This window comes from Nitrobacter sp. (assembly GCF_047149785.1).
Classification (GTDB): Bacteria; Pseudomonadota; Alphaproteobacteria; order Rhizobiales; family Xanthobacteraceae; genus Nitrobacter.
The window spans coordinates 1,426,080-1,452,262 of sequence record NZ_BAAGBE010000001.1; the positions used below are offsets into that span (position 1 = coordinate 1,426,080).

Sequence of the window (26,183 nt, forward strand, 5' to 3'; positions counted from 1 at the left end):
TCCAGGAATGACCGCCCCCGGACGCACCTAACAGTTGCCAGTGTCCTCTTGATTCCGAAGTTCGCTCCCAAGCGCTGCCGCAGAAACGCGCGCGCCTCGGATTGGGATCACTTGTTCGCGGCGGTGTCGTCCTTTGCGCCCTCGCCTTTGGCGCCTCCCTTTGCCGATTCACCCTTGGTCGGTTCACCCTTGGCCGGCTCGCCCTTGGCGCGGACGATCGAAATCATCTGACGCATCTGCCGCACCCGGACGCCGTCCGCAATCTCGAATTCGATCTGGTCGTCATCCACCACCTTGGTGACCTTCCCGACAAGACCGCTTGTCGTGATGACGGTGTCGCCGCGGCGAATATTCTTCACGAGTTCGTTATGCTCTTTCGTCTTCTTCTGCTGAGGCCGGATGATCAGGAAATACATGATGATGAAGATCAGCGCGAACGGCAGCAGCGACATCAGCAGGTTGTTGGTATCGCCGGCACCGGCAGCCTGAGCAAACGCAGGGGTCATGAACATTCGGACGAATCCTTGAAACGGAGCAACCAGGACGACGGCGGAGTCGTCCGATGGAGAGCAAATTCGCGCGGACTATAGCGGCCGCGGTCTCAATTGCAACGCTGCCAGACCCTTGAACGAGCCCCATTATTTCGGCTGCTTGCAGGAAGCGGGGCGCCCCGTTAAGGGTGCGCCGTCAGGAAAGGCCAGGATGGCAAAAAAGTCACTCAAAACCGGCGCCCGCAAAACACCGGGGGCTCGATCCGGCAAAACCGGCGGCGCGACAAAAGGTCCGGAATCGACGGTCCCCGCTGTCGCGGAACGCATCGCCGGCGCGCTTGAGGCGATCGCCGCGGCGATGTCCTCCGCGGCGGCAAAACCCGACAACAGCCGTGCGCTGGCGCTCGCCGACGCCTTCATCTGGCATCCGGACGGACGACTGGCGCCGGTGCCGCGCGTCAGCCGCGTTGACCTCGACCTGCTCAAGGGCATCGACCGGCTGCGGGACATCCTGATCGAGAACACCGAGCGCTTCGCCAAGGGTCTGCCCGCGAATAACGCCCTGCTCTGGGGCGCTCGCGGCATGGGCAAGTCGTCGCTGGTCAAGGCGGCGCATGCCAGCGTCAACGCCGAGGTCGACGGACAGCTCAAGCTGATCGAGATCCATCGCGAGGATATCGAAAGTCTGCCGAGCCTGATGGAGCAGCTTCGCTCATCGGAGTTTCGTTTCATCGTGTTCTGCGACGACCTCTCGTTCGACGGCGATGACGCCTCCTACAAATCGCTGAAGGCGGTGCTCGAGGGCGGCATCGAGGGACGCCCCGGCAATGTCATCCTGTACGCGACGTCGAACCGCCGTCACCTGCTGGCGCGCGAGATGATCGAGAACGAGCGCTCGACCGCGATCAACCCCGGAGACGCGGTCGAGGAAAAGGTCTCGCTATCCGACCGCTTCGGCCTCTGGCTCGGCTTTCATCGCTGCAGCCAGGATGAATATCTCGCAATGGTGCGCGGCTACTGCGTTCACTTCGGCATCAAGCTCGACGATTCCGAGCTTGAGCGGGAGGCGTTGGAATGGTCGGCCACGCGCGGCTCGCGCTCGGGCCGCGTCGCCTGGCAGTTCACGCAGGAACTGGCAGGCCGGCTCGGCGTGCGCCTGGCGAAGCAGACGGCTTAAGGAGAGCAACGCGCGCGCGGGCGTCGTCGCGGTCACAGCGCCGCCAGGAGTTCGGCGCAGACGGCGCAAAAGACAACGACCAGCCAGGGCGGCGTCCGCCACAACAGCAGCAGCGCAAAGGCGACCACGGCGAGTCCGAAGTCTCCCTTGGACACGATGCCCGAGGTCCAGACCGGATTGTAAAAGGCGGCCAGCAGGAGGCCGACGACCGCGGCATTGACGCCGCGCAAAGCCGCCCTCGCAGCGGCCCGCCGCCGCAATTCGTCCCAGAACGGCATCACGCCGATGAGAAGCAGGAAGGACGGCAGGAAGATCGCAACAAGACACAGCGCGGCCGTTTTCCAGCCGCCGATCACCGCCCCCAGATAGGCGGAAAACGTAAAAAGCGGCCCCGGCACGGCTTGCGCAGCGCCATAGCCTGCCAGGAAGACATCGTTATTCACCCATCCCGGCGGCACCACCTGCGCCTGGAGCAGCGGCAACACCACATGCCCGCCACCGAACACAAGCGAACCGGTGCGGAAGAACCTGTCGAACAGCCGGATATCGGTATTGTTCGAGACGGCCGACGCGATGGGCAATCCCGCAAGCAGAATGGCAAGGGTCGCCAACGCGAAAATCGCCGTTGCCCGCCCGGTCCGCGGCGATATGCCGGCGTGATCGGCCGGCACCGGTTCGCGTTTCAACACGAACATGCCCGCGGCAGCGCCGACAACGATCGCGCCGATCTGTCCCCAGACCGAATCGATCGCCAGCGCCGTGACGGCCGCCAGCGCAGCGATGCTGGCGCGCTCGCGATCCGGCGCCAGCGTTCGCGCCATGCCGAGAATCGCAAGCGCCACCACTGCGACGGCGGCCACCTTCAAGCCGTGCAGCCAGCCGCTGCCGAGCGAACCTCCGAACAGGGATACACCATAGGCGAACGCAACCAGTGCCAGCGCCGACGGCAGGGTGAAACCCGCCCAGGCCGCAATTGCGCCAGCGTAACCGGCCCGCGCCAGACCGATGGCTATGCCGACCTGGCTGGACGCGGGGCCCGGCAGGAACTGGCACAGCGCAACGAGATCCGCGAAGCTCTTTTCTTCAAGCCATTTCCGCCGATCCACGAATTCGTCGCGGAAGTAGCCGAGATGAGCGACCGGACCGCCGAACGCTGTCAGGCCCAGCTTCAAAAACGCGGCAAATACCTCGCCTGCCCGACCCGAATGCACCGGCGACGTCATGTGGCTACAGCGGCCGCACGCATTTTCGGTCCCCCGGCGAATTCCCACGCCTCGGCAAACGCCGCGCGGCTACTGTATTGGTCGACGGTAGCAGAACCAATACAATATGCGACCGGCGTTTATCCGCCCCGTCCGGCAGAGCGGATCGCTCCGAGGGCAGTCGAACGACATCGGCCGGGAAGCGGAGACTTCGCGGCCGACGTGGATCATGGACAAGGAAGGGAACCGCGGGGTCGTCGCGAGGCCGTTACGCCCCGGCGAGGAATTGAAGCGGGTCAACCGGTGACGATCCTTTCCGGATCTCGAAGTGGAGTTGCGGCGACGTCGCTTCGCCCGACTGACCCGACTTGGCAATGACCTGGCCGCGCTTGACGGTATCCCCGCGCTTCACCAGCAGTTGGCTCGCATGGGCATATGCGGTCACGTAACCGTTGGGGTGCCGAAGCAGGATCAGGTTGCCGTAACCCTTGAGTTCGTTGCCAGCATAAGCAACGACGCCGTCCTCGGCGGCCTTCACCGGCGTGCCCTCGGGCACGGCGACGTTGATGCCGTCATTCGTTTTGCCGTTGGTCCTGGCGCCGTAGCCTGCGATCACGCGGCCACGTACCGGCCAGCGGAATGTCGGCAATGCGCCGGTCGCCTCGGCGGCTTTCACGGCAGGCTTGACCGCGGCCGCTTCCGGCGTCGCTGTCGCAACCGCGAGGTTGACCTTTTGCACCGGACCCTGGGGCGCTGCCGCCGCTGCGTGCACGGCAGGCGCCGGCGCGGCGGCAGGCGTGGCCACAGCCGCAGCAGGCTGCGCGGCGGCCGCGGCAACCTTCGTCGGGACCTTTATTTTCATGCCTGTCGTCAGTTTCGCGCCGGTTTGCAGGCCATTGGCGCGAGCAAGTTCGGCGACCGAAATGTGGTTGTGGCGCGCGATCCTCATCAGCGTATCGCCGCGATTGACGTAGTGGACGTCCGCCGAAGCCGCCGCGACGTGTTTCTCGGCCGGGGCCGCATGGGTCTCCGCCAGCGCTGCGCGCTTCGGAATGATCAGTCGCTGGCCAGGCTGCAGCCGGCGCGGTCCCCGGTAGCCATTGGCCTTGAGGATTTCCGCGGCGGAAACGCCGTAGCGACGCGACAGCCCTTCCAGCGTGTCGCTGGTGCCGACGATGATCGGAGTGCCGCCGCTGTGATTCCAGCCGTCTCGCGCAGCCGGAGCCGGCTCGATCGGGCGCGCGGGCGGCTCATACGAGCGGGCGGTGCGCAAGCCACCCGATACGCTCGATGCCACCGGATAGGTTTTCGGCGTCGAGATCGGCGGCGGCAGCGGCCGGGATTGATACGATGATTGATATGGCGGCCGCGAATATTGCGGCAGTTCGCGGCGCTCGACCGGGGCCGCGGGCACCGAGCCCGTGGCTTCGCGCTGCCATCCGAAGTGATTTGACTGCTGCGGACCGCTGTCAATCTGCGCCAGGCGCGAGGACATGTCCGCACTGCATCCGGCAAAACCGATCGACACCAGCGCCAGCACCGCGACCTGCGGTACGCGACGCGAGCAAAGCACCTCGACGACACGGGACATGGTTACTCACTCGACGCAACATAACTACAAATTCGAATAAACACGCCGTGAGTAAACAAGCCTTTAACCGTGACACGCCCTCGCCTTGAAAATTAACGTCGCTGGAACAATGTGTTGCGGCGGCAACTGAACTTGCGCCCGACCGGACAAATCGGCGGGATCAGAGTTCCCGGGCGATGCCCGGCAGCGCCGGCACGAAGCGCACGTCGATCAGTTCCTTGCGAGCAAGTCCGGCGGTGGTCCGCCGGAGAAGGGTCAGCGTCTGCCGTCCGTTGTGCGGACCGACCGGGGCGATCAGAAGCCCGCCGGGCTCGATCCGGGCTGTCAGCGCGTCCGGAATCCGCTCCATCGCCGCCGTCACCAGAATGCGGTCGAACTGCCCGGCTTCGGCGGGAACGTCGAAGCCGTCACCCAGCACGACCTCCACGTTATCGCAGCCGAGTTGCTCCAGCCGGGCGCGGGCACGATCGGCCAGCACGCGAAACCGTTCGATGGTCACGACCTCGCGGCACAGGCGCGACAGGATCGCGGCCTGATAGCCCGATCCCGTACCGATCTCCAGCACCCGGTTCTCGTCGCGCAATTCCAGCCGTTCCGTCATGTAGGCCACGACAAACGGCTGGCTGATGGTCTGGCCACAGGCAATGCCGAGCGCGGTATCCCGCCACGCATCGTCGCGGTCGGCGCGCTCCACGAAGGCATCGCGCGGGACGCCGTCCAATGCGCGCAGGACTCGCTGATCGCTGATGCCGCGCCGCCGCAAATTGAGCTGGAACATCATCTTTTCGGGCGGCGGACCGTCGGCGGGAGACATGGGCGGCTCTCGATGGCGTTGACCACAGCTCATATCAATATAGGTTGAGCAATCTGCGCGGAACGCCGAGCGGGTCAATCCGGGCCGAGCAGATTTTTGCTCCGACGAAACGAAGCCGCTGGAGCCGCCGGAGCAGTCGGAGCGTCTGAAAGTGGACCTTCAAGGTCCGGCTGCAGCCGATCCGACAATACCGCGTCAGCGACGATGACGCGCATTGCGTCGGGCAGCGTAATTTGCGACCTTGTGCCCGAAATTGAGCAGGAAGAGAGCAAGGGATCGGATCTCCATCATGGCGCAAGTGAAGCCGTCCGGTGGCTCGGTGTTCCTTGTCGAGGACGAGGTCATGATCCGCATGATGGTTGCGGATATGCTGGAGGAGCTTGGCTACAGCATTGCCGCCGAAGCCGGCGAGATCGAGCAGGCGCTCGAGTTCGCGCATACCAAGAATTTCGACATCGCCATCCTCGACGTCAACGTCAACGGAAAGCTGATTTCGCCGGTGGCCGAGGTGATCGAGGCGCGCAACCGGCCCTTCATTTTCGCAACCGGCTACGGCATGCAGGGCCTGCCGCCCGGATATCGCGACCGCCCTGTGTTGCAGAAGCCGTTCCAGATGGAAAACCTCGCCGGCATGATCGAGCGCACGCTCAGTGGCAGCGCCACGGCAGAGCGCACCTGAACATTCGCGACAGCCGGTCGCTTCGCGTCCGGCGCACCGTTTTCTCTGCACGCGAGCCGAACGGGGCGCGGCTACTTCAACGTCGCGGTCAGGACCTCGACGAACGCGTCGTCGGTGCGGTCCAGCCGCAGCGGAGTCACCGAGACGCATCGCGCCGCTATCGCCGCGAGATCGGTGCCCGACGCCGGGGTTTCCGCGACGTCGGCTTTTTCGAATCCGATCCAGAAATACGGATTGCCGCGGCCGTCGCGGCGTTCGACGACCTTGAGGAAGCCGAGATTGCGCTTGCCCATGCGCGTCACCAGCACCCCCGCCACCTGCTCCGGCGCGCAAGCCGGAAAATTGACGTTGACCACGGTGTTTTTGGGAATGCCGGCGGCGATCACCTTGCGGAGAATCTGCGGAGCGAACGTGCGCGCGGTTTCCCACACCGGCCTGTCGCCGGTCTCCATGCTGAATTCCTGCGACAGCGCGAACGACGGCAATCCAAGCATCGTGCCTTCGAGCGCGCCCGCGATGGTGCCGGAATAAACCACGTCCTCGGCGACGTTGCGGCCCCGGTTGACCCCCGACAGCACGAGATCCGGCCCCTTCCTGCCGAGGATGTGCCGCGATCCCATGATCACGCAATCGGTCGGCGTGCCTTTCACCGCGAAATGGCGCGGTTCGATTTCGCGCAACCGCAGCGGATCGTTGAGCGACAGCGAATGCGAGACGCCCGACTGATCGTGCTCGGGCGCGACCACCCAGACATCGTCCGACAGCTCCCTTGCGATCTGCTCGATGATCCCGAGGCCCGGCGCGTTGATGCCGTCGTCGTTGGTACAGAGAATCCGCATTCGTGAGATTGCCTTTTCCGGCCGCTGCCAGCGCCGTTCGGATACCTCTTATCCGGCCCGGTCGAGCCTTGCAAACCTGACATTCCGCCATGGCCTGCCGACGCTTTCGACGCACGTGATGCACACGCCTCACCACAACGGCGGAACGTGTATTCCCTGAAAACCTCCGAGGGCGGCGTAACGCGCGCCGCCCGGATTATGTCTTCGCGCCTTCACCGAGCATTCCCGGTCGCGCGAACCGCTTCCGCGCCGACACGCTGCAAAAATACCTTGGCCAATGCGTGATAGACGCCTTCCTTGCAGATCTGCCGGGAACTGGCGTGGGCAATCAGCGCCGCCGCCATCAGCGGCACCACCATGGCGTGATTATCGGTCATTTCCGTCACGATCACGAATGCGGTGATCGGCGCCTGCACCACGCCGGCAAAATACGACACCATCCCGAGCAGCAGGATCGCGCCCAGCGGCGTGCCCGGAAAAAAATGAGCCACGTTGGATCCCAGGCCCGCGCCGGCCGCGAGCGACGGCGAGAAAATACCGCCGGGGATGCCGCTCACGGTCGAGAGCAGGGTTGCAAGCAGCTTCAGCAATCCGAAACTTTCGGGCAGCGGCGTCCCGCTCTCCAGCGCGTGTTTCACCTGCGCATAGCCCGTGCCGTAAATCGTGTCGCCCGACAGGTATCCGCACACGGCGACGGCGAGCCCGCACGCAAAAGCAAACGGAAGCGGATGGCGCTTGATGAGCGAGCCGAACCGCCCCGGAAGCCCGAACGCCAGCAGGATCACAAGACGGCTGAACACTCCTCCGGCAAGGCCGCCGAGGACGCCGCAGATCGGCACCGTCATCCAGTCGACGCCGGTGCCGAGCGTGGTCGCGGTGTGGCCGAAATAGGCGTAATTTCCGACCAGCGCCAATGAGGTCAGACCGGCCGCGATCACGGTGCCGATGATCAGGCCGCTGGTGCGCACCTCGAAGGCGCGGCTCATTTCCTCGATACCGAAGACGATTCCCGCAAGCGGCGTGTTGAAAGCCGCGGCGACGCCTGCGGCCGCCCCAGCAAGGATCAGTCCGGGCTGGCGGCGCGGCGACATCCGCCCGATCGCGAACATGATGGATGCGCCGACCTGCACCGTCGGACCCTCGCGCCCGACCGACGCGCCACAGAGCAACCCCAGCACCGTCAAAAGAATCTTCCCGACGCCGATGCGAAACGAGACCAGCCGGCCGCGCGCCTCATGGTCCTCGAATTGACGCGCCGCGATAGCCTGCGGAATGCCGCTGCCTTGCGAGTTCGGAAAGAAACGCAAGGTGAGAAACACGGACAGCACGAACCCGAGCGGGGTAACGACAAAGGACGCGTAGCGCCATTTTTCGAGCAGGCGCGCGAACAGGAACTGGGCGAGGTCCGAGGCCTGCGTCAACCCCACCGCGGCCGCGCCGACGGCAAGACCGCCCGCGACAAAAATGACCCGCCGCTGCCACCGGGTCGAGATGACCCGGACCGATCGCAATTGCCGTTCGGTGAGGTGCGGTCTTTGCATCATCCCTCGCGGCCGATCGCCTTGAGGCCGCCCATATAGGGCTGCAACACATCGGGCACGGCGATGGAGCCGTCGGCCTGCTGATAGGTCTCCATCACCGCGATCAGCGCGCGGCCGACCGCGGTGCCGGAGCCGTTCAGCGTATGCACGAAGCGCGGCTTGCCGTCGCTTGCGCGATAGCGCGCGTCCATGCGCCGCGCCTGGAAATCGCCGCACACCGAGCAGGACGAAATCTCGCGATAGGTTCCCCCTTCACCCTGCCCCGGCATCCAGACCTCGATGTCGTAGGTCTTTTGCGAGGCAAAGCCCATGTCGCCGGTGCACAGCGTCATCACACGGTAATGCAGGTCGAGCCGGCGCAGCACCTCCTCGGCGCAGGACAACATGCGCTCGTGCTCGTCTTTTGATGTTTCCGGCGTGGTGATCGACACCAGTTCGACCTTGCTGAACTGGCGCTGGCGGATCATGCCACGTGTGTCGCGTCCCGCAGCCCCCGCTTCGGCGCGGAAACACGGCGTCAACGCAGTGAAGCGCAGCGGCAGTTCTTTTTCGTCGAGAATGGATTCGCGAACAAGGTTTGTGAGGGGGACTTCGGCGGTGGGGATGAGGCCAAACCTATCAGGATAAGATCTCTTGAAAAGCTCGTCTCTTAAGCCGCTGTATTCTAATTGCAACTTAGTAAATTCGGGATTGCGATCATGACCATTGGATTCTTGATCGAACTGATCAGCATCCAATTTTTGAAGTTCGTGATGAGCAGCAGCCAATCTTTTTAAGAGAGGCGCTATCCCGACATTTTGTGATCGGTGAAATTTTGCGGGCAATCGAATCCAAAACTGATCCTCTTCAAACTTCGGCAACTGCGCGGTGCCGAACATCGCATCGTCGCGCACCAAGAGCGGCGGATTGACTTCGGTGTAGCCGTGCTCGCCGGTGTGTACGTCGAGAAAGAACTGACCGATGGCGCGTTCGAGCCGCGCCAGTCCTCGCTTCAGCACGACAAAGCGCGCGCCTGATAACTTGGCCGCCGCCTCGAAATCCATGTCGCCGAGCGCGCCGCCGAGATCGTCATGCGGTTTCGGCGCGAAGGCATAGTCGCGCTTTTTTCCGAAGATGTGATGCTGCACGTTGCCGTGCTCATCGGTCTCATCAGGCACCTCGTCCAGCGGCAGGTTCGGTATCTCGGCCAGCGCCTTCTTCAACTCCTCGTCCGCCGTCTTCGCCGCCGCGTCCATTTGCGGCATGGTGGTCTTGAGTTCGGCGACCTCGGCCATCAGCTTCACGGCGCGCGCCTCATCCTTCGCCTTCTTGGCCTCGCCGATTTCTTTCGAGGCCGCATTGCGCCGCGCCTGCGCCTGCTCGGACGCGAGAATGGCCGTGCGCCGCTTCTCGTCGATCGCAAGCAGCGACGATGACAGCCCCTCCAGCCCCCGCCGTTTCAGCGCGTCGTCGAATGCTTGCGGGTTGTCGCGAATCGCCTTGATGTCGTGCATGGGAGTCAGTCCAAAAGAGAAGAAGCGGCGAGAGCCGCGGCATCATGTCCGCGAAAGCGGGCATCCAGTAACCCGAATGGGCGGGATTGGAAACCTTTGGCGGACGATAACGACGGGAATCGGAGAGATGATAGCAGATTAGTCCGGCGGACCCGCCCTACTCCGCCGGGTTTCCTGCCGGCGGCGGCGTGGCCGTCGCGCCGGCCGCCTTGGCGGCTTTTTTCTCGACCATGCCGACGGCGATGATCGAGCCCTCGTAGAGCAGGAGCAGCGGCAGCGCCAGCGAGGTCTGGCTCAGCACGTCGGGCGGCGTCAGCACCGCCGCGATGACGAAGGCGGCGACGATGAAATAGCGGCGCTTGTCGCGCAGCATTTTCGAGGTGACAACACCGATCCGCCCGAGCAGCGTCAGGATCACCGGCAATTGGAAGGCGATGCCGAAGGCGAAGATCAGCGACATCGTCAGCGACAGGAATTCGCCGACCTTGGGCAGCAACTGGATCTGCGCGGTTTCGGGACCCGACATCTGCTGCATGCCGAGCGAGAACCGCACGATCATCGGCAGCACCACGAAATACACCACCAGCGCGCCAAACACGAAGAAAACCGGGGTCGCGATCAGGTACGGCAGGAACGCGTTTCGCTCATGTTTATAGAGACCCGGCGCCACGAACTTGTAGATCTGTGTCGCGACGATCGGAAACGAGATAAAGCCCGCGCCGAACAGCGCGAGCTTCAACTGGGTGATGAAGTATTCGAGCAGCGCGGTGTAGATGAATTTCGAATTCTCCGGTCCCGCGACCCAGACGAACGGCCATATCAGGACGTTGTAGATTTGTTTGGCGAAGAAGAAGCAGAAAATGAACGCGACGCCGAAGCCGACCAGCGCCTTGATCAGCCGCGAGCGCAGCTCGATCAGGTGATCCATCAGCGGGGCCTTGCTGGCCTCGATGTCCTCGGCGCTCATGACGCTTTGACGTCCTTGGCCGCTTCGTCGTTACCGACGTCGTGCGGCGTCTCATGGACGACCGGCTCTGACCTGGCAGGGGCGCTCTGAAAATTGCGCGTGATCGCCAACGGCTCGGACGGAGGCGCCGCGGCATCGGCTTTCGTGGAAGGCTCGGGCGTCGCGGCCTCCGGCACAGCCGCTCCGCTTGCGGAAACGCCGTCGACAGATGCGGCAGGCTTATCAAAATCCTCGAGCCTTGGCGGCTCGCCGAGCGATTCGGTCAGCCTGGTCATCAGCTTGCCGCTGGTCAGTCCGCTGGTCGCGTCGCGCACCTCGTCGAAGGATTTTTTCAGGTCGGCCATTTCGGCCTCGCGCATCGCTTCGTTGAACTGGCCCTGGAATTCGGCGGCCATCCTGCGCGCCTTGCCCATCCACGTCCGATCGTGCGCAGCACGCTGGGCAGCTCTTTCGGGCCGATGGCGACCAGCGCGACGACCGCGATGACGACCAGTTCACTCCACCCGATGTCGAACATGAAATTTTCCGCTCACGCGAGGGATCAACGCGCGTCGACAGCCCTGCCGTCCCGTGATCCTCGCATCACTGCCGCGGATTCGCGACCTTGCAGCCGTGCCGCGTCAGACTGTCTTGCCGACGTCGGACCGGTTCGCGCCCGAAGCCTGCGCGTTGTGATCGATCGTCTTTACGGGCTCGGGTTTTTCCGCAGCCGTCTCCTCGTCCTTCATGCCTTTCTTGAAAGCCTTGATGCCCTGCGCGACGTCGCCCATCAGGTCTGAAATCTTCCCGCGGCCGAACAGCAGCAGGACGATCGCGATCACCACGATCCAATGCCAGATGCTCAGTGAACCCATCCTGCAATCCTCCAAAATCGGCGGCCGGAGTCCGGCCGAAGCTGTACGGAAGGTAGGCTCAGGGGTCGGCGAAAACAAGGATTTAGGCCCCGGCAGGTCTAAAAGGAGCCAGGTCACCTTATGACTTTAGTCGGTCATGAACGCGGCGGAACAATGCCGCGGATTCGAACCGCCACGTTAGAAAACAAAGGCGGGCGGCCGCTCGAGACCCGGCAGAACCGGAGCCGAGGCATCGAAGAGAGGCCGGTCGCCGAAATCGGAGTGCGAATGAGTGACGAGCACCGCCCGCGGCGTGCTCATGGCGAACACCCCGACCAGGCGTCCCTCGTCGCCGAGCTGCCGGTAGAGCAACTCCGGAACGACCCCGGTCGCGCCCTCCAGGATGATCGCGTCATAGGGCGCGCCGGCGGGCGCGCCTTCGGCCGCCGGGGCATTCACGACGTTCACCCGGTCGAGGCCGAGCGTTGCGAGAATGTCGGCAGCCTTCGCCGCCAGGACCGGATCGCCTTCGGTCGCGGTCACCCTGCCGGCGAGGTGCGCTGCCAGCGCGGCGGTGTAGCCAGTAGCGCAGCCGACCACGAGGACGTTATCGGCGCTCTGGATGTCGGCGGCCTGGATCATCTTCGCGACGACCATGGGCTTGATCAGATACCGCTTCGGCGCACCCTTTTCGCTGACATCCAGATCGAGATCCAGATAGGCGAGCGCGCGGCGATCCTCGGGAACGAAGACCTCGCGCGGCAGCGTCAGCATCGCGTCGATGATCCTGTGATCGGTGACGTCGCTGGGACGCACCTGACCATCAACCATTTTCCCGCGAGCGGTCGAAAAGTCAGACATCGGCGATCCCTCGATCCGGTACGATCCGGTGCGAAAAGTTCCCGGAGGACTAAGGCAGCCCCATCGTCGATGCAAGCGTTTGCTGAAGCAGGCTCCGCCTGCCGTTGCATTATGTCGCAGCGTTTTCCATCGGTTGCGGGTAACAACACGGGATCGTTCAGCAGGCGGGAGGCGGCCCGCATTCCCTCTTGTCGAGGTACTCCGAATTGCCCATTTCCTGCTTTGCAAGCTTCGGGGGCTTTGTTATAGGCTCCCTCGGTGCGAAGGATATTTTCGCCTGTTCCCTGGTAGCTCAGCGGTAGAGCATTCGACTGTTAATCGAATGGTCGCTGGTTCGAATCCAGCCCGGGGAGCCATTAAAATCAGATCGCTATTTGCGTTTGTGTGAAGCGTCCGTGAGGCGCTTTTTTTCGTTGGGCCCTTCATTGAAGACCCATGGGAGCTATCCCGCTTTATAGCGTTTTCGAGCGAAGCATGTCCTCGGGCTTGACCCGGGGACGGACACCGGTTCGCGTGAAAAAGTTTGTGAAATCAAAATCATAGAGCAAAATCTCCGATTCCATCAGAAGCGGAGAGGCCCTGGCCGCCGGATTAGTTTCCCACACCTGTCAGCGACGTTTGTCTTTCTGACTGCAAGTCTTTCCGCAAGTCCTCATCTGCCTCGACTGAGACAGCCCTGTGGATAACCCTGTACACAGCCTGTGGAAAACTGCCAAAATTACGACCAATTTGGCGAACTAAGCTGCTGCAATTAGAGCTTTTATTTTCTTTTTGTCGTGTGGCGTTCAGTTGAGTGGTGCTCAAATGAAAAGATTTCATTTGTTTATTCTTGCGGCTTCCATGGCCGGAGTTTCGTCGCTTGCGTTCTTCGTGTCGACGATTCCTGCGCAGGCGATCCAATGCAGTTCCGAATGGCCGTCGAACGCGCGATCACATTGGTCCTATCGGCTCATAGACGGCCGGAAATGCTGGTATGAAGGCAGGCGGATGGTGTCGAGATCATTGTTGCACTGGTCATCGACTCAAACGGCACAAGCGCGCAAAGCGAAACACGATAGCGGTCCGGATACGTCCGAGGCCCGTCGTCTTAAGGTTCTGATCGACGAGAATGCCAAGTTGAAGAAACGGCTGGCCGATCTGGATGCCTACCGTAAACTAAACGGCCTTCCAGCGAATTACAGTCTCTTGGATGCGCAGGCTTCGATTCAGGACGAATCTTTCGAAACGCGTTGGCGCACGCGATTCCTGGAAGCAATCGGAAAATAGCAACCGGAAGCCGCAGCCTCGACCGTTCCACTTTGCGTCTCCACTTTAACCAACGCGCAACGTTTTTGCCGAAGGCTTCCAGGCTCGGAGGTCATGGACGTGAGCAACACGCGCGATTCCAAAGGCGGCAACCTCAGCCGGTTTTCCGCGACGCGGCGCTCCTCGCTCGGGCAAGGGTCGTCGCGCCTGGCGCATTGGCCGCCGCCGTTCCGCGGCACCGTCGCGAAACCGAAAATCGTCCGGCATAAACCCGACGAGAAGCCGCAGCGGGCGAAGCCGCGCGGCTGGCGCCTGACGCGAGCCATGTTCTCCGAATTCGAGGAAGAAGGATAGGCTCAGCCGACAACACCCGGCCCGCCCTGCCGCCAGTTCAACCCGTCTTCGGCTTTTTGGCGAGCGCCTTCATCTCGCGGAATCGCCTTGCCCAATCCTCGCGCACGGTCTGCCGGCCGCGCCCGACCACGAGCGCATCGTCCGGTACGTTTTTCGTGACGACCGAACCCGATCCCACGTAAGCGCCATTGCCGATCTTCAACGGCGCGACCAGCGACGAATTGGAGCCGACGAAGGCGCCCGCGCCGATCTCGGTGCGATACTTGTTGAAGCCGTCATAGTTGCAGGTAATGGTGCCCGCCCCGATATTGGCGTTCGCGCCGATGTGCGCGTCGCCGACATAGGTCAGGTGATTGACCTTGACGCCGGCCTCGAGAACGGCGGCCTTGGCCTCGACGAAGTTTCCGACCTTCGCGCCCTCGCCCAGCGACGTTCCCGGCCGCAGCCGCGCGTAAGGACCGACCGACGCATTCCTGCCGATCGACGCCTGCACCAGATGCGAGAACGAATGGACCACCGCGCCGTCCGCGATGGCCACACCGGGTCCAATGACCACGTATGGCTCGATGGTGACGTCCTTGCCGAACGAGGTGTCGCCGGCCAGAAAGACCGTCTCGGGCGCCACCATGGTCACGCCGGCGTCGAGCGCCGCCTTGCGCAGCCGCGTCTGCATGACCTGTTCGGCCTCGGCCAGTTGAGCCTTGGTGTTGATGCCGCGCACCTCATCCTCGCCGGTCTCGATCACGGCCGCCGTCAGGCCGGACTCCCGGACGATGCCCACCGCGTCGGTGAGATAGTATTCGCCCTTGCTGTTGGCATTGCCGATTTTTTCAATGATCCGCAGCGCGGTCTTGCCGTCGAACGCCATGACGCCGGCATTGCACAGCGTGATGCGACGCTCACTGGCGCTCGCCTCCGCCTGCTCGCGGATCGCCGTCAGCCGGCCGTTGTCCACGATCAGGCGGCCGTAGCCTGCGGGATCGGCGGCGCGGAAGCCGAGGACGGCGAGCGATGCGCCGGCCTGCAACGGCTCCCGCATTCGTGCCAGCGTGTCGGCCGAAATCAGCGGCGTGTCGCCGAACGCAATCACCACGTCGTCGGCGCCGCGGGCGATGGCCTCGCGCGCGGCCAGCACGGCGTGCGCGGTCCCGAGCCGCGCGGGCTGGACGAAAGTCATGACGTCCGGCCGAACGCGTCGCGCTTCCTCGGCCACCGTCTCATGGCCCGGCCCCACCACGACCGCCAGCGACGTTCCAGCGCCGCGCGGCGCGGCGGACAGCACATGCGCGAGCAGCGTTTGCCCCGCCACCTGATGCAGCACTTTCGGCAGCGACGAACGCATCCGCGTCCCCTCGCCCGCGGCGAGCACGATGGTCAGACAACTGCGGTCCGTCATTCAAATCCTCATTGTCCGAAAGCACGAAACGATGCCGCCGTCATAAAGCGTTTTCACCGGAAGTGAAAACTGCCGCGCTCTCCCGGAGACCCGACGGATTTCCTGTTAACATTCGACCATGATTCGACGACGCGGGACCCGGCGTCATTAAATTATGGCGATGAATCAAAAGGATTTGACCGGAAATTCACCGGCCGATGAAGGCGGCGGGCGGCGGCGACGCCTGCTGGCCGATGAGGGCGTATTCGACCGGCGTGCGCTATGGCGGCTCGGGTCCTGGGGAATCGGCTCGATCGCCGCCGTGACGATCGCAATTCTGGCGCACCAGTCGGGGAACGGAATCCGGCACGAACAAATCGCCGCGGCCGATCTGACAAGGCAGTCGCGGCAGCTTCAATCGATCACGAAAGCGAACGAAAACGAAATCAGTCGCATGGCGTCCGCCATCGACACGTTGAACGACGATCGCGACCGGCTGTTTGCCCGCGTCACCGTGCTCGAGCAGGGACTCGACTCCGTCACCGGCTCCATCAGCCGAAACACGAAGCAGAACGGACCTCCGCAGGCGCCCTCTCGGACGGAAGCCGCTTTGAACCCGCCTCCGGTTGAGCCGCCACTCCTCCCGCCGCCGGATTTTTCGCTCCCGGCGAAGCGGCTCGCCCCGTCGAGCGAATCCGTTGCGTCAACTATCCGGTCGACGGACAGCGGGTCCTCAGGGGCGCACCCGCCTGCTCCGGGCGCTGTCGCCGCAGCGGGCGCAACGCCAGAAAGTCCGTCATCCGTAAACTCCCCGGCCCCGCCTGGAACATCCGCAGCGACCGCGACAAGGGCCGCGCCGGCGGCGAATCCGGCGGCAACGAGGCTCGGCGAACCGGATGAAACAGCGACCATTGCGCCCGCAGGATCGGAACCGAAGAACGACAGGAAGTCTCAAGAGAGCAAGAAAGAGAGCAAGGATGCCAAGAGCAACGATGCGCCGGTCGCCGTCGCGTCGATTCCCGCAGCCGCAGATGCCCCACGGACGCCCCAGGCCCATGTTCCCGTGGCGCACACCGATTTCGGCGTCGATCTCGGCAGCGCCGGTTCGATCAAGGGTTTACGGTGGTTGTGGCGGAACGCCCTGAAATCGGAGGCAAAAGCACTGGCGTCGCTGCATCCGATCATCGTGGTGAAGGAGGGCAGAAACGGGATCGGCATGCAGTTGCGCCTCGTCGCCGGGCCGCTGACCGACGCGGCCGACGCGGCAAGGATTTGCGCCGTGCTGTCCGAGAAAGGCCGCGCCTGCGAAACCGCCGTCTTCGAGGGCCAGCGGCTCGCGATGAACGAACACGGCAAAGGCAAAGAGAGTGGCGGCGGCGGCGCGACAAAAAAGCCGAGCGTGTTGCACCCGCCGTCACAGCATCGGCACGGCCGGCGAGCGGCGCGGGCCGAAGAACCGGCTCCGCCCCCACCGCCACCGCCAACGCCTCCAGCACCACAGCCGTCAACGTCGGGTTCGTTCTTTTCGCATTGAAACGGCCGACGGCACCGAGACCAGGGCCTTTCGCTTCTGATGGAATCAGAAGTGGCTTTAGGATTTTGACGCGCTTTCGCGAACTGGAGCCATCCCCGGGTCAAGCCCGAGGACATGCTTCGCCCGAAACGCTGTTCCGGGTTGTCGGGCCGATCGATCCGGATCATATTGGCGCGATGAAAAAGGACCCGTTCCGGCTGACGCCCTATCAGGTGCAATGGCTGCTGATTGTCGGCTTCCTCAGTGTCGGTTACGCGCTCTATCTCCGCTATCTCGCGATCGAACTGTCCACGGTCTCGCTGGCGTGTGACGGCGGCCTGCAAACCATGCTGTGCGCAAGCCGCAGCGTTGCGACCTATCTGTTTCGAAACCACGTCTTCGGCACCGCCGCGCTGGTCATTGCGTTGCTGCATGTGATGCGACCCTCGATCGTGCTGTTGACCGCAGGGCTCGCCTCCGCCGGATTCGGAATCGTGCTTTACAACGTCGGTCTTTCCGGTCTCGCGATCGGCCTGCTTATTCTGGGATTTGCGCGGCCCGCGCCCGCCACAGCGTGATGCCGAGCATGGCGTAAACCGCGCAGGTCCAGAGCGACTGCCAGTTTTTCGGGCCTTCATTGAAGCCGACATAAATGGCCGCGATCACCAGCAGGCCGGCGAAAACCTGCTCCGCGATCGGGCGAGTGCCGGCGAGCGGGCGATTGAGCCACGCCAGCGCCCAGCACGGCGCCACCGCCATCGTCAGCGCGGCGAAGGGAAAGTCGCGATAGCGGGGATCGAAGACGAAGCCGAGCGCCGTCTCGGCTGCGATCAAGGTCGTCACCAGCAGCGTGATCCCCAGCATCACCGACAGGACCGAGCGGGTGCGGCCGGGGCGCGGCCCCATCAATTCGACGAATGTCGGCAGCGCGCGCCCGGACATCAGCGCGTTCGCGCCCAGCAGCGGCGAGAGGATTCCGGCCGCCAGCAGCAATCCCCAGCGTAGCGTGTTGCCGAAGCCGTAGCTCTCGTAACACAGCTTGTCCACGGCTACCCCGAGCAGGATTCCCGCCGCCGTCGCCGACACCGCGACCGCGATCCAGGACATCCACCGCGGTTTCCAAGGCTTCCGCCGCAACGTCAGCATGGCGACCATGAAAACAAGGACACATAAGCCCATCCCCGCGCCCATCTGGGTTTTCCAGAGCGGAAAATTGCTGACGGGCTCGCCCGGCGGATATTTCAGCTTGCGCCTTTTAGCGTCGATCAGGCCCCAGTTGCCGCCGACCGTGCCCTCGAGCTGGCGCTTCCAGGGCTGGTCGTAGGCCTCGATCAGGTTGACGCGAAATTTCTCGCGCTTCGCCATGGCGAGGATTTCCGACACCACGCGCGCCTGATTGGCGCGCGACGGCAACGCGCCCTCTCGCATCCGGCCCGCGCTCGGCCATCCGGTCTCGCCGATCAGGATTTCCTTGGCGGGAAAGGCGGCGGCGACCTGCTTGCGGATGGCGTCGACATGCGCGGCGGCGTGGCGCGCGCTGATCGGAAAGTCCTCCCAGTACGGCAGGATATGAATGGTGACGAAATCGACCGCGTCATAGACCTCGCGGTTGCGCAGCCAGTATTCCCAGACGTCCGCATAGGTCACAGGCACGCTCACCTGCGACTTCACCAGGCGGATGTTGGCTACGAGATCGGCGGCGGTCATTTCCCCGCGCAGCAGAACCTCATTGCCGACAACGAGCGCGATAATGGTGTCGGGGTTTTCCTTCGCCAGCCTGACCGCGACATTGATTTGCGCGAGGTTCTTCAGGCGGTCGTTGCCAAGCCAGATTCCCTGGATGACCTTGAGGCCGACCTTCGCTGCCAGAGCCGGCACCCGATCAAGGCCGTTGTCGATCGAGTAGGTCCTGACGCATTTCGAGATCGTGGCCAGTTGGGCAAGATCCTCGGCGATCTGCTCGGGCGGAATTTCGGTCGTCGCGACCAGCGGGGTCTGTTCGCCACGGAACGGGGCATAGGACACGCATTCCAGTTTCGCCGCCGGATCGATCGGCACGCGCGCAAGCCGGATCGGCGCGCCGAGCCACCACCACACCGCCGCAATCAGGCCGAGCGAAATGACGAGAAGCGCCAGTGGCGTACGAAAGGAAATCGGCTCCATCCTCCGCGAGAAAGCCGTCGATTAGCCGGTCGGGGCGCTTCTGCCAAGAGCAGCGGCCGGACCGCCACAACCTTTCAGGCCAAGCTTCAATCACGATCCGATCAAGTCGGCCCTCTGCTGGACAAAATCCGAAATCTCCGTCATGGGAACCGGGTGGAGCGAGTTCGACATTCGCGATCCACGTGGCCGCGCGCCAGACGCGACGAACCGTCAGGGCGTCTCGCCGCATTGGGGACCAATTTGAGCGGCATCTGACACCTGATACAAGGTGGTGGTTGCCGACAGGCGGTCGCGGCCGGCAAGAGTCGGGGGACTTTATGCGTCGAATGCTGCTCGGATTCCACAAAGCGTTTTTGCGCGGCCTCGCCGTTCCCGGTTTCGCCTTGCTGTTCGGCATCGGCGGCGCAATCGCGCAAAGCGGCGATCTTCGCGCCCAGGATAACAACAAGCCGGCCTCAGCCAACTCGACGAACGCAACCGACGCCGCCAAGGACAGCCAGCGCAAAACCGACGAGTTCGCCGAGGCCGCACGCGTCATCAACGGCCCGGCCGGAAACCCGGAATGCGTCTGGCTCGGCCGTCGCGTGGTTGTCCTGATGTGGCGCGACGACCTGGACACCGCCTTTCGTCATCTCGATCTCTACGATCGCTTCGGCTGCCCGGGCGGCCACGTTCAGGCGGCATTCCGCTGCCTGGTCCGGTTCGGGCCGATCGACCCCAAGGCGCCTGACGCCCTGAGCAGCCGCGTTCATACCTGCTGGATCAATCCGGATGCGCAGCCGCCGGAGGCCGCCTCCGATGCGGCTTCCCGGCCGGCAAACGCGGCGCCCGCCGCGGCTCCAGCCCCGGCACAGCCGGCGCCCCCTCCCGCCGCGCCGAAAAAATAACTGCCGCCAGCCAGGGAACGACTCTCGTTTTCCGAGGTTGAGGCGGCCAGGCCGCCCTCAAAACGCCACGGCTTCATACGAGTTGTTAAATCACACGGCAGAATTATCTCTGTCGATGTGTCGGACCTAGGGGACGGGTCCGCGGTCCGGTTTTGCTCGCCCCTTATGGTTTAGTCGCGATGCGCGTTGTCGTCGCCGTTCTTTTGTTTGTAACCATTGCACACGCTGCCCTCTGGGGAATTCTTCAGGACAAGCAGCAGGCTCCCGACTTCAAGGGACTTCTGAACAGCGTCTCCTACGCACCGTTCGAAGGGTCGGGGCATCCGGACGTCGACAATATCCCGACTGCCGAGAATATCCGCTCCGACATGAAAGCGCTGGCACGTTTGACCCGCGCAATTCGTCTGTACTCGTCGACCGGCGGCGTCGAACTGGTGCCTCCCATCGCCAACGAGTTCGGCCTCAAGGTCATGGTCGGCGCGTGGATCGACAAGCATGTCGAGCGCAACGAGCGCGAGATGCAGGCCGCCATCGATCTCGCCAAACACAACAGCAACGTCAACGGAATCGTCGTCGGCAACGAAACGATCTATCGCGGCGATCAAAAGGTCTCAGATCTCATCAAGCTTATCCAGCGCGTGAAAGGCTCGGTGAATGTACCTGTAACAACTGGTGAAATCTGGAATATCTGGCTCGAACATCCTGAACTCGCATCGTCGGTCGACTTCATCGCCGCGCACATCCTGCCCTATTGGGAGGGCTTTTCGAGCAAGCAGGCGGTCGATCAGGCCCTCATCATCTATCAAAAACTGCGCGACGCCTTTCCCGGCAAGCGGATCGTGATCGCCGAATTCGGCTGGCCGAGCGCCGGCTACAATCTCAGGAACGCCGATCCCGGTCCGTTCCAGCAGGCGGTCACGCTTCGCAATTTTGTCACCAAGGCCCAGTCGATCGGCATGGAATACAACATCGTCGAAGCGATCGACCAGCCATGGAAATTCTTCGAGGGCGGCGTCGGTCCCTACTGGGGCATTCTCAACGCGGATCGCGAACCCAAATTTTCCTGGACCGGCCCCGTCGTCGATCAGGCGTACTGGAAGCTCGCCGGCATCGCGCTTCTGATCGGCATCCTGCTGTCCTTGCCCATCCTGCGGCTCGTCCGCCCCACCGTGATGCAGGCCCTGCTGCTTTCGGCGGCGGCCAACGGCGTCGGCGCCTGGGTCGCCACGGTCTTCTCCTACTGGACGGTCCATTATTTCGTCTTCGGTTCGGCCTTCGCGCTGACGCTCGGTCTTATCCTGCTGGTGCCGCTGATCCTGATCGCGATGGCGCGCATCGAGGAGATCGCGGCGGTGGCGTTCGGACAGCGCCCGCAGCGGCTGATCACGAGGGAGGCAGCGGCGGCGGCGACGCAGGCGACGGCCGGCGCTCCGTTGCCCAAGGTCTCGATCCACGTGCCCGCGTATTTCGAGCCGCCGGAGATGCTCAAGCAGACGCTCGACGCGGTCTCGCGCCTCGACTATCCGAATTTCGAATGCGTGGTGATCATCAACAACACGCCCGATCCGGCGTTCTGGCAACCGATCCAGGATCACTGCCGGACCCTCGGCGAACGCTTCAAGTTCATCAACGCCGAAAAGGTCGAGGGCTTCAAGGCGGGCGCGCTGCGCATCGCCATGGAGCGCACCGCCGCCGACGCCGAGATCATCGGCGTCATCGATGCCGATTATGTCGTGCAGCCCGATTGGCTCAAGGATCTGGTGCCGGCTTTCAACGATCCGCACGTCGGCCTGGTTCAGGCGCCGCAGGATCATCGCGACGGCGACCGCTCGCTGATGCACTACGTCATGAACGGCGAATATGCCGGCTTCTTCGACATCGGCATGGTCCAGCGCAACGAAGCCAACGCCATCATCGTCCATGGCACCATGTGCCTGATCCGCCGCGCCGCGATGGATATGGCCGGGGGCTGGGCCGGCGACACCATTTGCGAGGATACCGATCTGGGCCTCGCGATGATCGAGCATGGCTGGACAACCCACTACACCAACACCCGCTACGGTCACGGCCTGCTGCCCGACACCTACGAGGCCTTCAAGAAACAGCGCCACCGCTGGGCCTATGGCGGCTTCCAGATCGTCAAGAAGCACTGGCGGCGCTTTCTGCCGGGCGCGAGCCGCCTGTCGCAGGACCAGAAGCGTGAATTCACGCTCGGCTGGCTCAACTGGCTCGGCGCCGAAAGTCTCGGGGTCGTCGTCGCGATCCTGAACCTGATCTGGGTGCCGATCGTGGCCTTCGCCGATATCGCCATCCCGGACAAGATCCTGACCCTTCCGATCATCGCCGCGTTCCTGGTGTCGCTGATCCATTTCGTGGCGCTGTACCGCCTGCGCGTGCCGGTCAAAACCGCGCAGATGCTGGGCGCCATGGTGGCCGCCATGTCGGTGCAGTGGACCGTCTCGCGGGCGGTCGCTCAAGGGCTCATCACGGAGCACCTTGCCTTCGCGCGCACCTCGAAGGGCGGCCTGTCGCGAATGTCGATCGAATTCCAGGCGTTCTGGGAAGCGGTGATCGGCATTCTCCTGCTCGTCGGAGCCGCTGTGCTGATCGCAACCAATCAGTACAAGGAAGTCCACGAGATCTACATCTTCGCGGGCGTTCTGGTGCTGGAAAGCCTGCCGTTCCTGTCGGCCGTCGCGATCGCCATCCTCGAGACCTCGCGCATCAACGAGTTTTCGTTCTGGCGGAACGCCCGCATCCGCAGCGCGGAGCTGATCGGGCTACGGCCCGCGCCGATGCCGAACGGCGTTTCGCCCCCCGGCAACTCCGAGATTCATCGCGAAACAAGCTGATCCGGCCGACCTCTTTTCATATCGCTGGATATCTTGTCTGTAAGAGACGGATTCAGATGGACTATTTGTGTTGTAGAATCCTCGGCAAACACCGGCGCTATTGACCCGGACTGACGGTCCCCCTACACAGCGCGGCATGTGAGCGCGTAGCTCAGGTGGTAGAGCACGTGACTTTTAATCATGGGGTCGAGGGTTCGAGTCCCTCCGCGCTCACCAATAATTTCAATAACTTAGGTGACAATGGAATAACTGGCTACAAAATTTATAGCCACTATATAGCCAGAGAGACAAGGAAACGCCCCGGATTCGCGCGAAAACGGGGCGTTCTTGAACCGCTACACCAGAATCGATCCCCGACAGACCTTGCCACCCGTCCTCGATGCTGGCCGCTCCTTGCGAACAGCGCCGGCACCTTCTTCGATGTCGACCTCGCCCAAGTGATTCCCATGCCAATGTGGGCTTGCCTGGTTGAGATTGTCGGTCCAGCCCAGCGAAGGCTCCGAATCTACGTCCGGCTCTGCATCCTCGCCGGGCTCTGCGCCATCGTGTTCGTCTTCTAAGTCCTGGCCGCGGTTCTCGTTCATATGCCGGCTGCAAAGTTACAGCTTTGCACCGGCCTGCCATTGTGTTATCACAACGATATGGCAAAATCAACCAGTGATAACACAACGCCGCGTTGGCGACGTTCAGCAGAAACGGGAACGCTCGTCGGTGTGCGTCTCCAACCCAACGATTTGGCTGCGGTGGACGCTTGGCGCGATAAGCAGGATGATTCGCCTACCCGCCCGCAAGCCATCCGGACACTTCTGCGACAGGCGCTAAAAAGGAAGTGATGGGAGGATTTGCAATGGTGAGCAACACCGAGACAATCAAATGTCCCGAGTGCGGCATCGAAGCTCATATTGAGGGCGGCGGATCGGAAAAATCCTTCTCGTTTTCACAAGAGGAGATGGCGCGAAGATGCAAACACAGCGGCGGCGAAATATGCCCGAACATTCGACAACTGCTGGATCGGCTTAGAAACTCCATGTTGCGTTAGGTATCTCCATTATCCCTACGCTTGGTGAAACCATCAAGATGAGCGCCTACTCGGCCGGAAGCCACCCGCCGCCTCGTCGAGATCGAGCTAAAGAAGGCGCTCGGCCACGGCAACTTCCTGCCGTGGATTGAGGCTGAGTTTGGGATGAGCGATACGACGTCTGCCAACTACATGAGGTCGCGACGGAGTTTGGTTCAAATTATTCAAACTTGAATACTTTGAGCTTCCACGCGCTGGCGACTCTCACATCGGCCCCACCTTCAGTCCGCACTGAAGTCGAAGAACTCGCGGCCAAAGGCGAGAAGGTGCGCTTCCGCGACCCTCCCACTCCCGCTTCAACCCACCATCACCAGGCTCGCCAGGTTTCGGATTCTCGCGGTTTATCGGTGCCCCTGATTCAAAGAAACTAAAAATTAGATTCAAAGAAACTAAAAATTAAGGACTCGCAATCAGGATTTCGCAAAGCTACGAGAGGTTTCGATGAGTGTTATTAGCAGCAATAGCAATGCATCGCCATCCGCCCTACAACAGGCCCTCGCTAAGCTAGCGGCAGATCAGGCTGCAAAAGCAGCAGCCGACGTGATTAAAGCGGACCAGGCTGCGGTTGATACGGCCCAATTAGAGTCTGCGACCGACGTACCCACTCAGACGACCACTTCCAACGTCGTTGATCTTACGGCCTAACCGCCTTGAATGCCACCACACTGTCTGCAACCGTCGCGCTTCGCGGAGCGAACGGCCGCCTTCACGTCCTCACCCCTCGCTACAGCTACGATGGCAGCGCCGCGCTTCGCTTCTGGAAGGCCGGAAAGCTTCTTGCCCTCAGTTAGGGATACTGTGCCCGCGCGCACCAAATCGCGCACCTCTGGCGCCGCCTTCTTAATTTCCTGTGCCAGCCTGATTTTTCGCTCTGGCGGTTAGTTTCTTTGGCGACCTCAGAGCGGCTGTTTTGGGTCCTCTCTAGTTTAGCTGAATCAGCCAAAGTAGATTTAGTTCGGACTTCCGTCGTCAACTTTGCGTTGCGCGCAATCTCTGCGGTTCTTTTTAGATGGATGACAACCCGCGCCTCTCGTCCATCATTCGCGACAACGGCGCGCTGATCGTACGGCTGGTGGGTTGATCAGACCAATCTTGGAAATGCTATCGGCAAGTTCTGCAACTGTTGCCATGTCGGGTTCGCGCAAGCACGGCCAATATGGATGGTTTCGATGTCAATCCGCCGGCGCTCCGTATCAGATCGACTCCGGAATATCTTTGCCAGAGATGATTTGATGCGCTGTCTTCTTCCGCTAGGGCGCCCCTCGCCGATCCTGCCGCGCTGAAGGCCAGGAGGTTGGTGGGTTCACAGGGCCCGTGGTCGCTTTATCAGATGGAAGGACCACCACGCAGTTGCTTGGTTCCAGCTTTTGATTTGCAGGTTGCAGACGTGACAATCTTGATAGCCCGTGTCCTTGAATGGGCTGGTATAGACCGTCACCCTGTAGATGGCGCCGCAACCGGGACAGGTATATTCACCCCCATCGCGGGCCCGTACGCCAGGTTTGGGGCTCTTCGAAGTCTTCGATACCATAGGGGGGCAAGTAGCGTCCTTTGACCCATCCCGCAAGTCGCTTTGTTCGGAAGCCGCTGCCCCGTCGCCGTGTTTTTGGACCCCGCACCGACGGCGGCTGAGAGGCTTGATCCAATATAGGCCAGCCACTTTTACCATCACACAACGCTGTGACTCGACCTGTCTGAAGTTTAATTCTCTCGACTCATCATCGTCAGAGTTTCGCAGTACGCCTGTCACGGAGCCGCGGTACAGCAGTGCCCAAAACGGAGACGAAAGATGTTTGATGTGGAGCTGGTTACGATTATGAGGGGCGCGCTTGCACAAGCCACATTAGAGGTCCACCCCGATTCATCAACGCAAGCACTAATGGCCGAAAGAATCCTTCAATCGGCTGCAAAGGGCACTCGCTCCCTGGAAGCATTTCGGATCATCGCGACCGAAGCCGCCGCAGAGAGCGAACGACTGCGACTTCTCAACCCGCCTCGCCCGCAACACGCAGAGCAGTGTCTCGCAGAACTCGTTGACCTCGAAGACGAGAAGGAGTTCTGGTGAACGCTCTCTTGAGCATCTCTACCCGCAGCCCGAGCGCGACCTCAGGGAATTCGGAGTCGCCACCAATCAACAATCGCGGCTCAGGATCCAATGGGCTTGCGCGAACTTCGATCGGCCAAGTGCGGCAGCAAAGGCGATATCGCTGTCAGGCAAGCGGAGCCTG

At 62.5% G+C, this 26,183-nt stretch carries 22 protein-coding genes, 2 tRNA genes and 1 pseudogene; 12 read left to right on the plus strand and 13 right to left on the minus strand.

Annotated elements, in window-relative coordinates; all coding sequences use genetic code 11:
- Positions 1-107: 107 nt before the first annotated feature.
- Positions 108-512 (minus strand): preprotein translocase subunit YajC, encoded by a 405-nt coding sequence (yajC, locus tag ACMDCM_RS06585; protein ID WP_412772823.1) that lies wholly within the window; start codon positions 510-512, stop codon positions 108-110.
- Positions 513-702: 190 nt separating this feature from the next.
- On the opposite strand from yajC, the gene ACMDCM_RS06590 reads away from it, so the two are divergent.
- Positions 703-1,668: an ATP-binding protein gene (locus tag ACMDCM_RS06590; protein WP_412772824.1), complete on the plus strand. Its 966-nt coding sequence runs from the start codon at positions 703-705 to the stop codon at positions 1,666-1,668.
- Positions 1,669-1,700: 32 nt separating this feature from the next.
- On the opposite strand, the gene chrA is transcribed toward ACMDCM_RS06590, so the two are convergent.
- The 3 genes from chrA to ACMDCM_RS06605 form a co-directional block, all read right to left on the minus strand.
- On the minus strand, positions 1,701-2,891 hold the full coding sequence (gene chrA, locus ACMDCM_RS06595; protein WP_412772825.1) for a chromate efflux transporter: 1,191 nt from the start codon (positions 2,889-2,891) through the stop codon (positions 1,701-1,703).
- A gap of 247 nt (positions 2,892-3,138) precedes the next feature.
- A complete protein-coding gene (locus ACMDCM_RS06600; RefSeq protein ID WP_412772826.1) occupies positions 3,139-4,461 on the minus strand; it encodes a peptidoglycan DD-metalloendopeptidase family protein in 1,323 nt (440 codons plus the stop codon).
- 160 nt (positions 4,462-4,621) lie between these two features.
- The gene (locus tag ACMDCM_RS06605; RefSeq protein ID WP_412772827.1) at positions 4,622-5,275 is read right to left on the minus strand and encodes a protein-L-isoaspartate(D-aspartate) O-methyltransferase; all 654 of its coding nucleotides are present in this window, start codon (positions 5,273-5,275) and stop codon (positions 4,622-4,624) included.
- 289 nt (positions 5,276-5,564) lie between these two features.
- Here ACMDCM_RS06605 and ACMDCM_RS06610 point away from each other — a divergent pair, with 289 nt between their 5' ends.
- Entirely contained in the window at positions 5,565-5,954 is a 390-nt protein-coding gene (locus tag ACMDCM_RS06610) for a response regulator (RefSeq protein WP_412772828.1), read from the plus strand.
- Between the two features lie 71 nt (positions 5,955-6,025).
- On the opposite strand, the gene surE is transcribed toward ACMDCM_RS06610, so the two are convergent.
- The 7 genes and pseudogenes from surE to ACMDCM_RS06645 form a co-directional block, all read right to left on the minus strand.
- The gene (gene surE / locus ACMDCM_RS06615) at positions 6,026-6,793 is read right to left on the minus strand and encodes a 5'/3'-nucleotidase SurE (protein WP_412772829.1); all 768 of its coding nucleotides are present in this window, start codon (positions 6,791-6,793) and stop codon (positions 6,026-6,028) included.
- Between the two features lie 212 nt (positions 6,794-7,005).
- Positions 7,006-8,334 (minus strand): chloride channel protein, encoded by a 1,329-nt coding sequence (locus ACMDCM_RS06620; protein ID WP_412772830.1) that lies wholly within the window; start codon positions 8,332-8,334, stop codon positions 7,006-7,008.
- A complete protein-coding gene (gene serS / locus ACMDCM_RS06625) occupies positions 8,334-9,827 on the minus strand; it encodes a serine--tRNA ligase (protein ID WP_412772831.1) in 1,494 nt (497 codons plus the stop codon). Before serS ends, ACMDCM_RS06620 begins: the two co-directional genes overlap by 1 nt.
- A 157-nt stretch (positions 9,828-9,984) precedes the next feature.
- Positions 9,985-10,794: a twin-arginine translocase subunit TatC gene (tatC, locus tag ACMDCM_RS06630; protein WP_412772832.1), complete on the minus strand. Its 810-nt coding sequence runs from the start codon at positions 10,792-10,794 to the stop codon at positions 9,985-9,987.
- Positions 10,791-11,311, minus strand: a pseudogene (tatB, locus tag ACMDCM_RS06635) (Sec-independent protein translocase protein TatB). The gene tatC and the pseudogene tatB overlap by 4 nt, the downstream one beginning before the upstream one ends.
- Positions 11,312-11,414: 103 nt before the next feature.
- Entirely contained in the window at positions 11,415-11,648 is a 234-nt protein-coding gene (locus tag ACMDCM_RS06640) for a twin-arginine translocase TatA/TatE family subunit (protein WP_412772833.1), read from the minus strand.
- Positions 11,649-11,825: 177 nt separating this feature from the next.
- Positions 11,826-12,488, minus strand: coding sequence for a protein-L-isoaspartate O-methyltransferase family protein (locus tag ACMDCM_RS06645; RefSeq protein WP_412772834.1), 663 nt, complete (start codon positions 12,486-12,488; stop codon positions 11,826-11,828).
- 281 nt (positions 12,489-12,769) lie between these two features.
- On the opposite strand from ACMDCM_RS06645, the gene ACMDCM_RS06650 reads away from it, so the two are divergent.
- The 3 genes from ACMDCM_RS06650 (at position 12,770) to ACMDCM_RS06660 (ending at position 14,087) form a co-directional block, all read left to right on the plus strand.
- Positions 12,770-12,844 (plus strand) — tRNA-Asn (locus ACMDCM_RS06650).
- Positions 12,845-13,292: 448 nt separating this feature from the next.
- Positions 13,293-13,754: a hypothetical protein gene (locus tag ACMDCM_RS06655; RefSeq protein ID WP_412772835.1), complete on the plus strand. Its 462-nt coding sequence runs from the start codon at positions 13,293-13,295 to the stop codon at positions 13,752-13,754.
- A 93-nt stretch (positions 13,755-13,847) separates the two neighbouring features.
- Positions 13,848-14,087, plus strand: a complete 240-nt coding sequence (locus ACMDCM_RS06660) for a hypothetical protein (protein ID WP_412772836.1) — start codon at positions 13,848-13,850, stop codon at positions 14,085-14,087.
- Between the two features lie 37 nt (positions 14,088-14,124).
- Here ACMDCM_RS06660 and glmU read toward each other — a convergent pair whose 3' ends face one another.
- Positions 14,125-15,483 carry a bifunctional UDP-N-acetylglucosamine diphosphorylase/glucosamine-1-phosphate N-acetyltransferase GlmU gene (gene glmU / locus ACMDCM_RS06665; protein ID WP_412772837.1) on the minus strand — a complete coding sequence of 453 codons (1,359 nt, stop codon included), beginning with the start codon at positions 15,481-15,483 and terminating at the stop codon, positions 14,125-14,127.
- 154 nt (positions 15,484-15,637) lie between these two features.
- Here glmU and ACMDCM_RS06670 point away from each other — a divergent pair, with 154 nt between their 5' ends.
- Both ACMDCM_RS06670 and ACMDCM_RS06675 read left to right on the plus strand, forming a co-directional pair.
- Positions 15,638-16,996, plus strand: a complete 1,359-nt coding sequence (locus ACMDCM_RS06670; RefSeq protein ID WP_412772838.1) for a hypothetical protein — start codon at positions 15,638-15,640, stop codon at positions 16,994-16,996.
- Positions 16,997-17,172: 176 nt separating this feature from the next.
- Complete coding sequence (locus tag ACMDCM_RS06675) at positions 17,173-17,553, plus strand: hypothetical protein (protein ID WP_412772839.1); 381 nt, start codon at positions 17,173-17,175, stop codon at positions 17,551-17,553.
- Here ACMDCM_RS06675 and ACMDCM_RS06680 read toward each other — a convergent pair.
- Positions 17,513-19,138 carry a glycoside hydrolase family 17 protein gene (locus ACMDCM_RS06680; protein ID WP_412772840.1) on the minus strand — a complete coding sequence of 542 codons (1,626 nt, stop codon included), beginning with the start codon at positions 19,136-19,138 and terminating at the stop codon, positions 17,513-17,515. The two genes, ACMDCM_RS06675 and ACMDCM_RS06680, sit on opposite strands and share 41 nt — an antisense overlap.
- Before the next feature lie 317 nt (positions 19,139-19,455).
- Here ACMDCM_RS06680 and ACMDCM_RS06685 point away from each other — a divergent pair, with 317 nt between their 5' ends.
- The 5 genes from ACMDCM_RS06685 to ACMDCM_RS06705 all read left to right on the plus strand — a co-directional run bounded on the left by ACMDCM_RS06685 (position 19,456) and on the right by ACMDCM_RS06705 (position 26,020).
- Positions 19,456-20,025 carry a beta-1-3, beta-1-6-glucan biosynthesis protein gene (locus tag ACMDCM_RS06685; RefSeq protein WP_412772841.1) on the plus strand — a complete coding sequence of 190 codons (570 nt, stop codon included), beginning with the start codon at positions 19,456-19,458 and terminating at the stop codon, positions 20,023-20,025.
- A gap of 179 nt (positions 20,026-20,204) precedes the next feature.
- The gene (locus ACMDCM_RS06690) at positions 20,205-22,877 is read left to right on the plus strand and encodes a glycosyltransferase (protein WP_412772842.1); all 2,673 of its coding nucleotides are present in this window, start codon (positions 20,205-20,207) and stop codon (positions 22,875-22,877) included.
- 140 nt (positions 22,878-23,017) lie between these two features.
- A tRNA-Lys gene (locus ACMDCM_RS06695) sits at positions 23,018-23,093 on the plus strand.
- A 631-nt stretch (positions 23,094-23,724) separates the two neighbouring features.
- A complete protein-coding gene (locus ACMDCM_RS06700; RefSeq protein ID WP_412772843.1) occupies positions 23,725-23,916 on the plus strand; it encodes a hypothetical protein in 192 nt (63 codons plus the stop codon).
- Between the two features lie 1,828 nt (positions 23,917-25,744).
- A complete protein-coding gene (locus ACMDCM_RS06705) occupies positions 25,745-26,020 on the plus strand; it encodes a hypothetical protein (protein ID WP_412772844.1) in 276 nt (91 codons plus the stop codon).
- The last annotated feature ends 163 nt before the right edge of the window (positions 26,021-26,183 follow it).

Coding starts and splice junctions, on each gene's coding strand:
- yajC (WP_412772823.1), bottom strand. CDS start 512: ATGTTCATGACCCCTGCGTTTGCTCAGGCTGCCGGTGCCGGCGATACC.
- ACMDCM_RS06590 (WP_412772824.1), top strand. CDS start 703: ATGGCAAAAAAGTCACTCAAAACCGGCGCCCGCAAAACACCGGGGGCT.
- chrA (WP_412772825.1), bottom strand. CDS start 2,891: ATGACGTCGCCGGTGCATTCGGGTCGGGCAGGCGAGGTATTTGCCGCG.
- ACMDCM_RS06600 (WP_412772826.1), bottom strand. CDS start 4,461: ATGTCCCGTGTCGTCGAGGTGCTTTGCTCGCGTCGCGTACCGCAGGTC.
- ACMDCM_RS06605 (WP_412772827.1), bottom strand. CDS start 5,275: ATGTCTCCCGCCGACGGTCCGCCGCCCGAAAAGATGATGTTCCAGCTC.
- ACMDCM_RS06610 (WP_412772828.1), top strand. CDS start 5,565: ATGGCGCAAGTGAAGCCGTCCGGTGGCTCGGTGTTCCTTGTCGAGGAC.
- surE (WP_412772829.1), bottom strand. CDS start 6,793: ATGCGGATTCTCTGTACCAACGACGACGGCATCAACGCGCCGGGCCTC.
- ACMDCM_RS06620 (WP_412772830.1), bottom strand. CDS start 8,334: ATGCAAAGACCGCACCTCACCGAACGGCAATTGCGATCGGTCCGGGTC.
- serS (WP_412772831.1), bottom strand. CDS start 9,827: ATGCACGACATCAAGGCGATTCGCGACAACCCGCAAGCATTCGACGAC.
- tatC (WP_412772832.1), bottom strand. CDS start 10,794: ATGAGCGCCGAGGACATCGAGGCCAGCAAGGCCCCGCTGATGGATCAC.
- ACMDCM_RS06640 (WP_412772833.1), bottom strand. CDS start 11,648: ATGGGTTCACTGAGCATCTGGCATTGGATCGTGGTGATCGCGATCGTC.
- ACMDCM_RS06645 (WP_412772834.1), bottom strand. CDS start 12,488: ATGTCTGACTTTTCGACCGCTCGCGGGAAAATGGTTGATGGTCAGGTG.
- ACMDCM_RS06655 (WP_412772835.1), top strand. CDS start 13,293: ATGAAAAGATTTCATTTGTTTATTCTTGCGGCTTCCATGGCCGGAGTT.
- ACMDCM_RS06660 (WP_412772836.1), top strand. CDS start 13,848: ATGGACGTGAGCAACACGCGCGATTCCAAAGGCGGCAACCTCAGCCGG.
- glmU (WP_412772837.1), bottom strand. CDS start 15,483: ATGACGGACCGCAGTTGTCTGACCATCGTGCTCGCCGCGGGCGAGGGG.
- ACMDCM_RS06670 (WP_412772838.1), top strand. CDS start 15,638: ATGGCGATGAATCAAAAGGATTTGACCGGAAATTCACCGGCCGATGAA.
- ACMDCM_RS06675 (WP_412772839.1), top strand. CDS start 17,173: ATGAAAAAGGACCCGTTCCGGCTGACGCCCTATCAGGTGCAATGGCTG.
- ACMDCM_RS06680 (WP_412772840.1), bottom strand. CDS start 19,138: ATGGAGCCGATTTCCTTTCGTACGCCACTGGCGCTTCTCGTCATTTCG.
- ACMDCM_RS06685 (WP_412772841.1), top strand. CDS start 19,456: ATGCGTCGAATGCTGCTCGGATTCCACAAAGCGTTTTTGCGCGGCCTC.
- ACMDCM_RS06690 (WP_412772842.1), top strand. CDS start 20,205: ATGCGCGTTGTCGTCGCCGTTCTTTTGTTTGTAACCATTGCACACGCT.
- ACMDCM_RS06700 (WP_412772843.1), top strand. CDS start 23,725: ATGGTGAGCAACACCGAGACAATCAAATGTCCCGAGTGCGGCATCGAA.
- ACMDCM_RS06705 (WP_412772844.1), top strand. CDS start 25,745: ATGTTTGATGTGGAGCTGGTTACGATTATGAGGGGCGCGCTTGCACAA.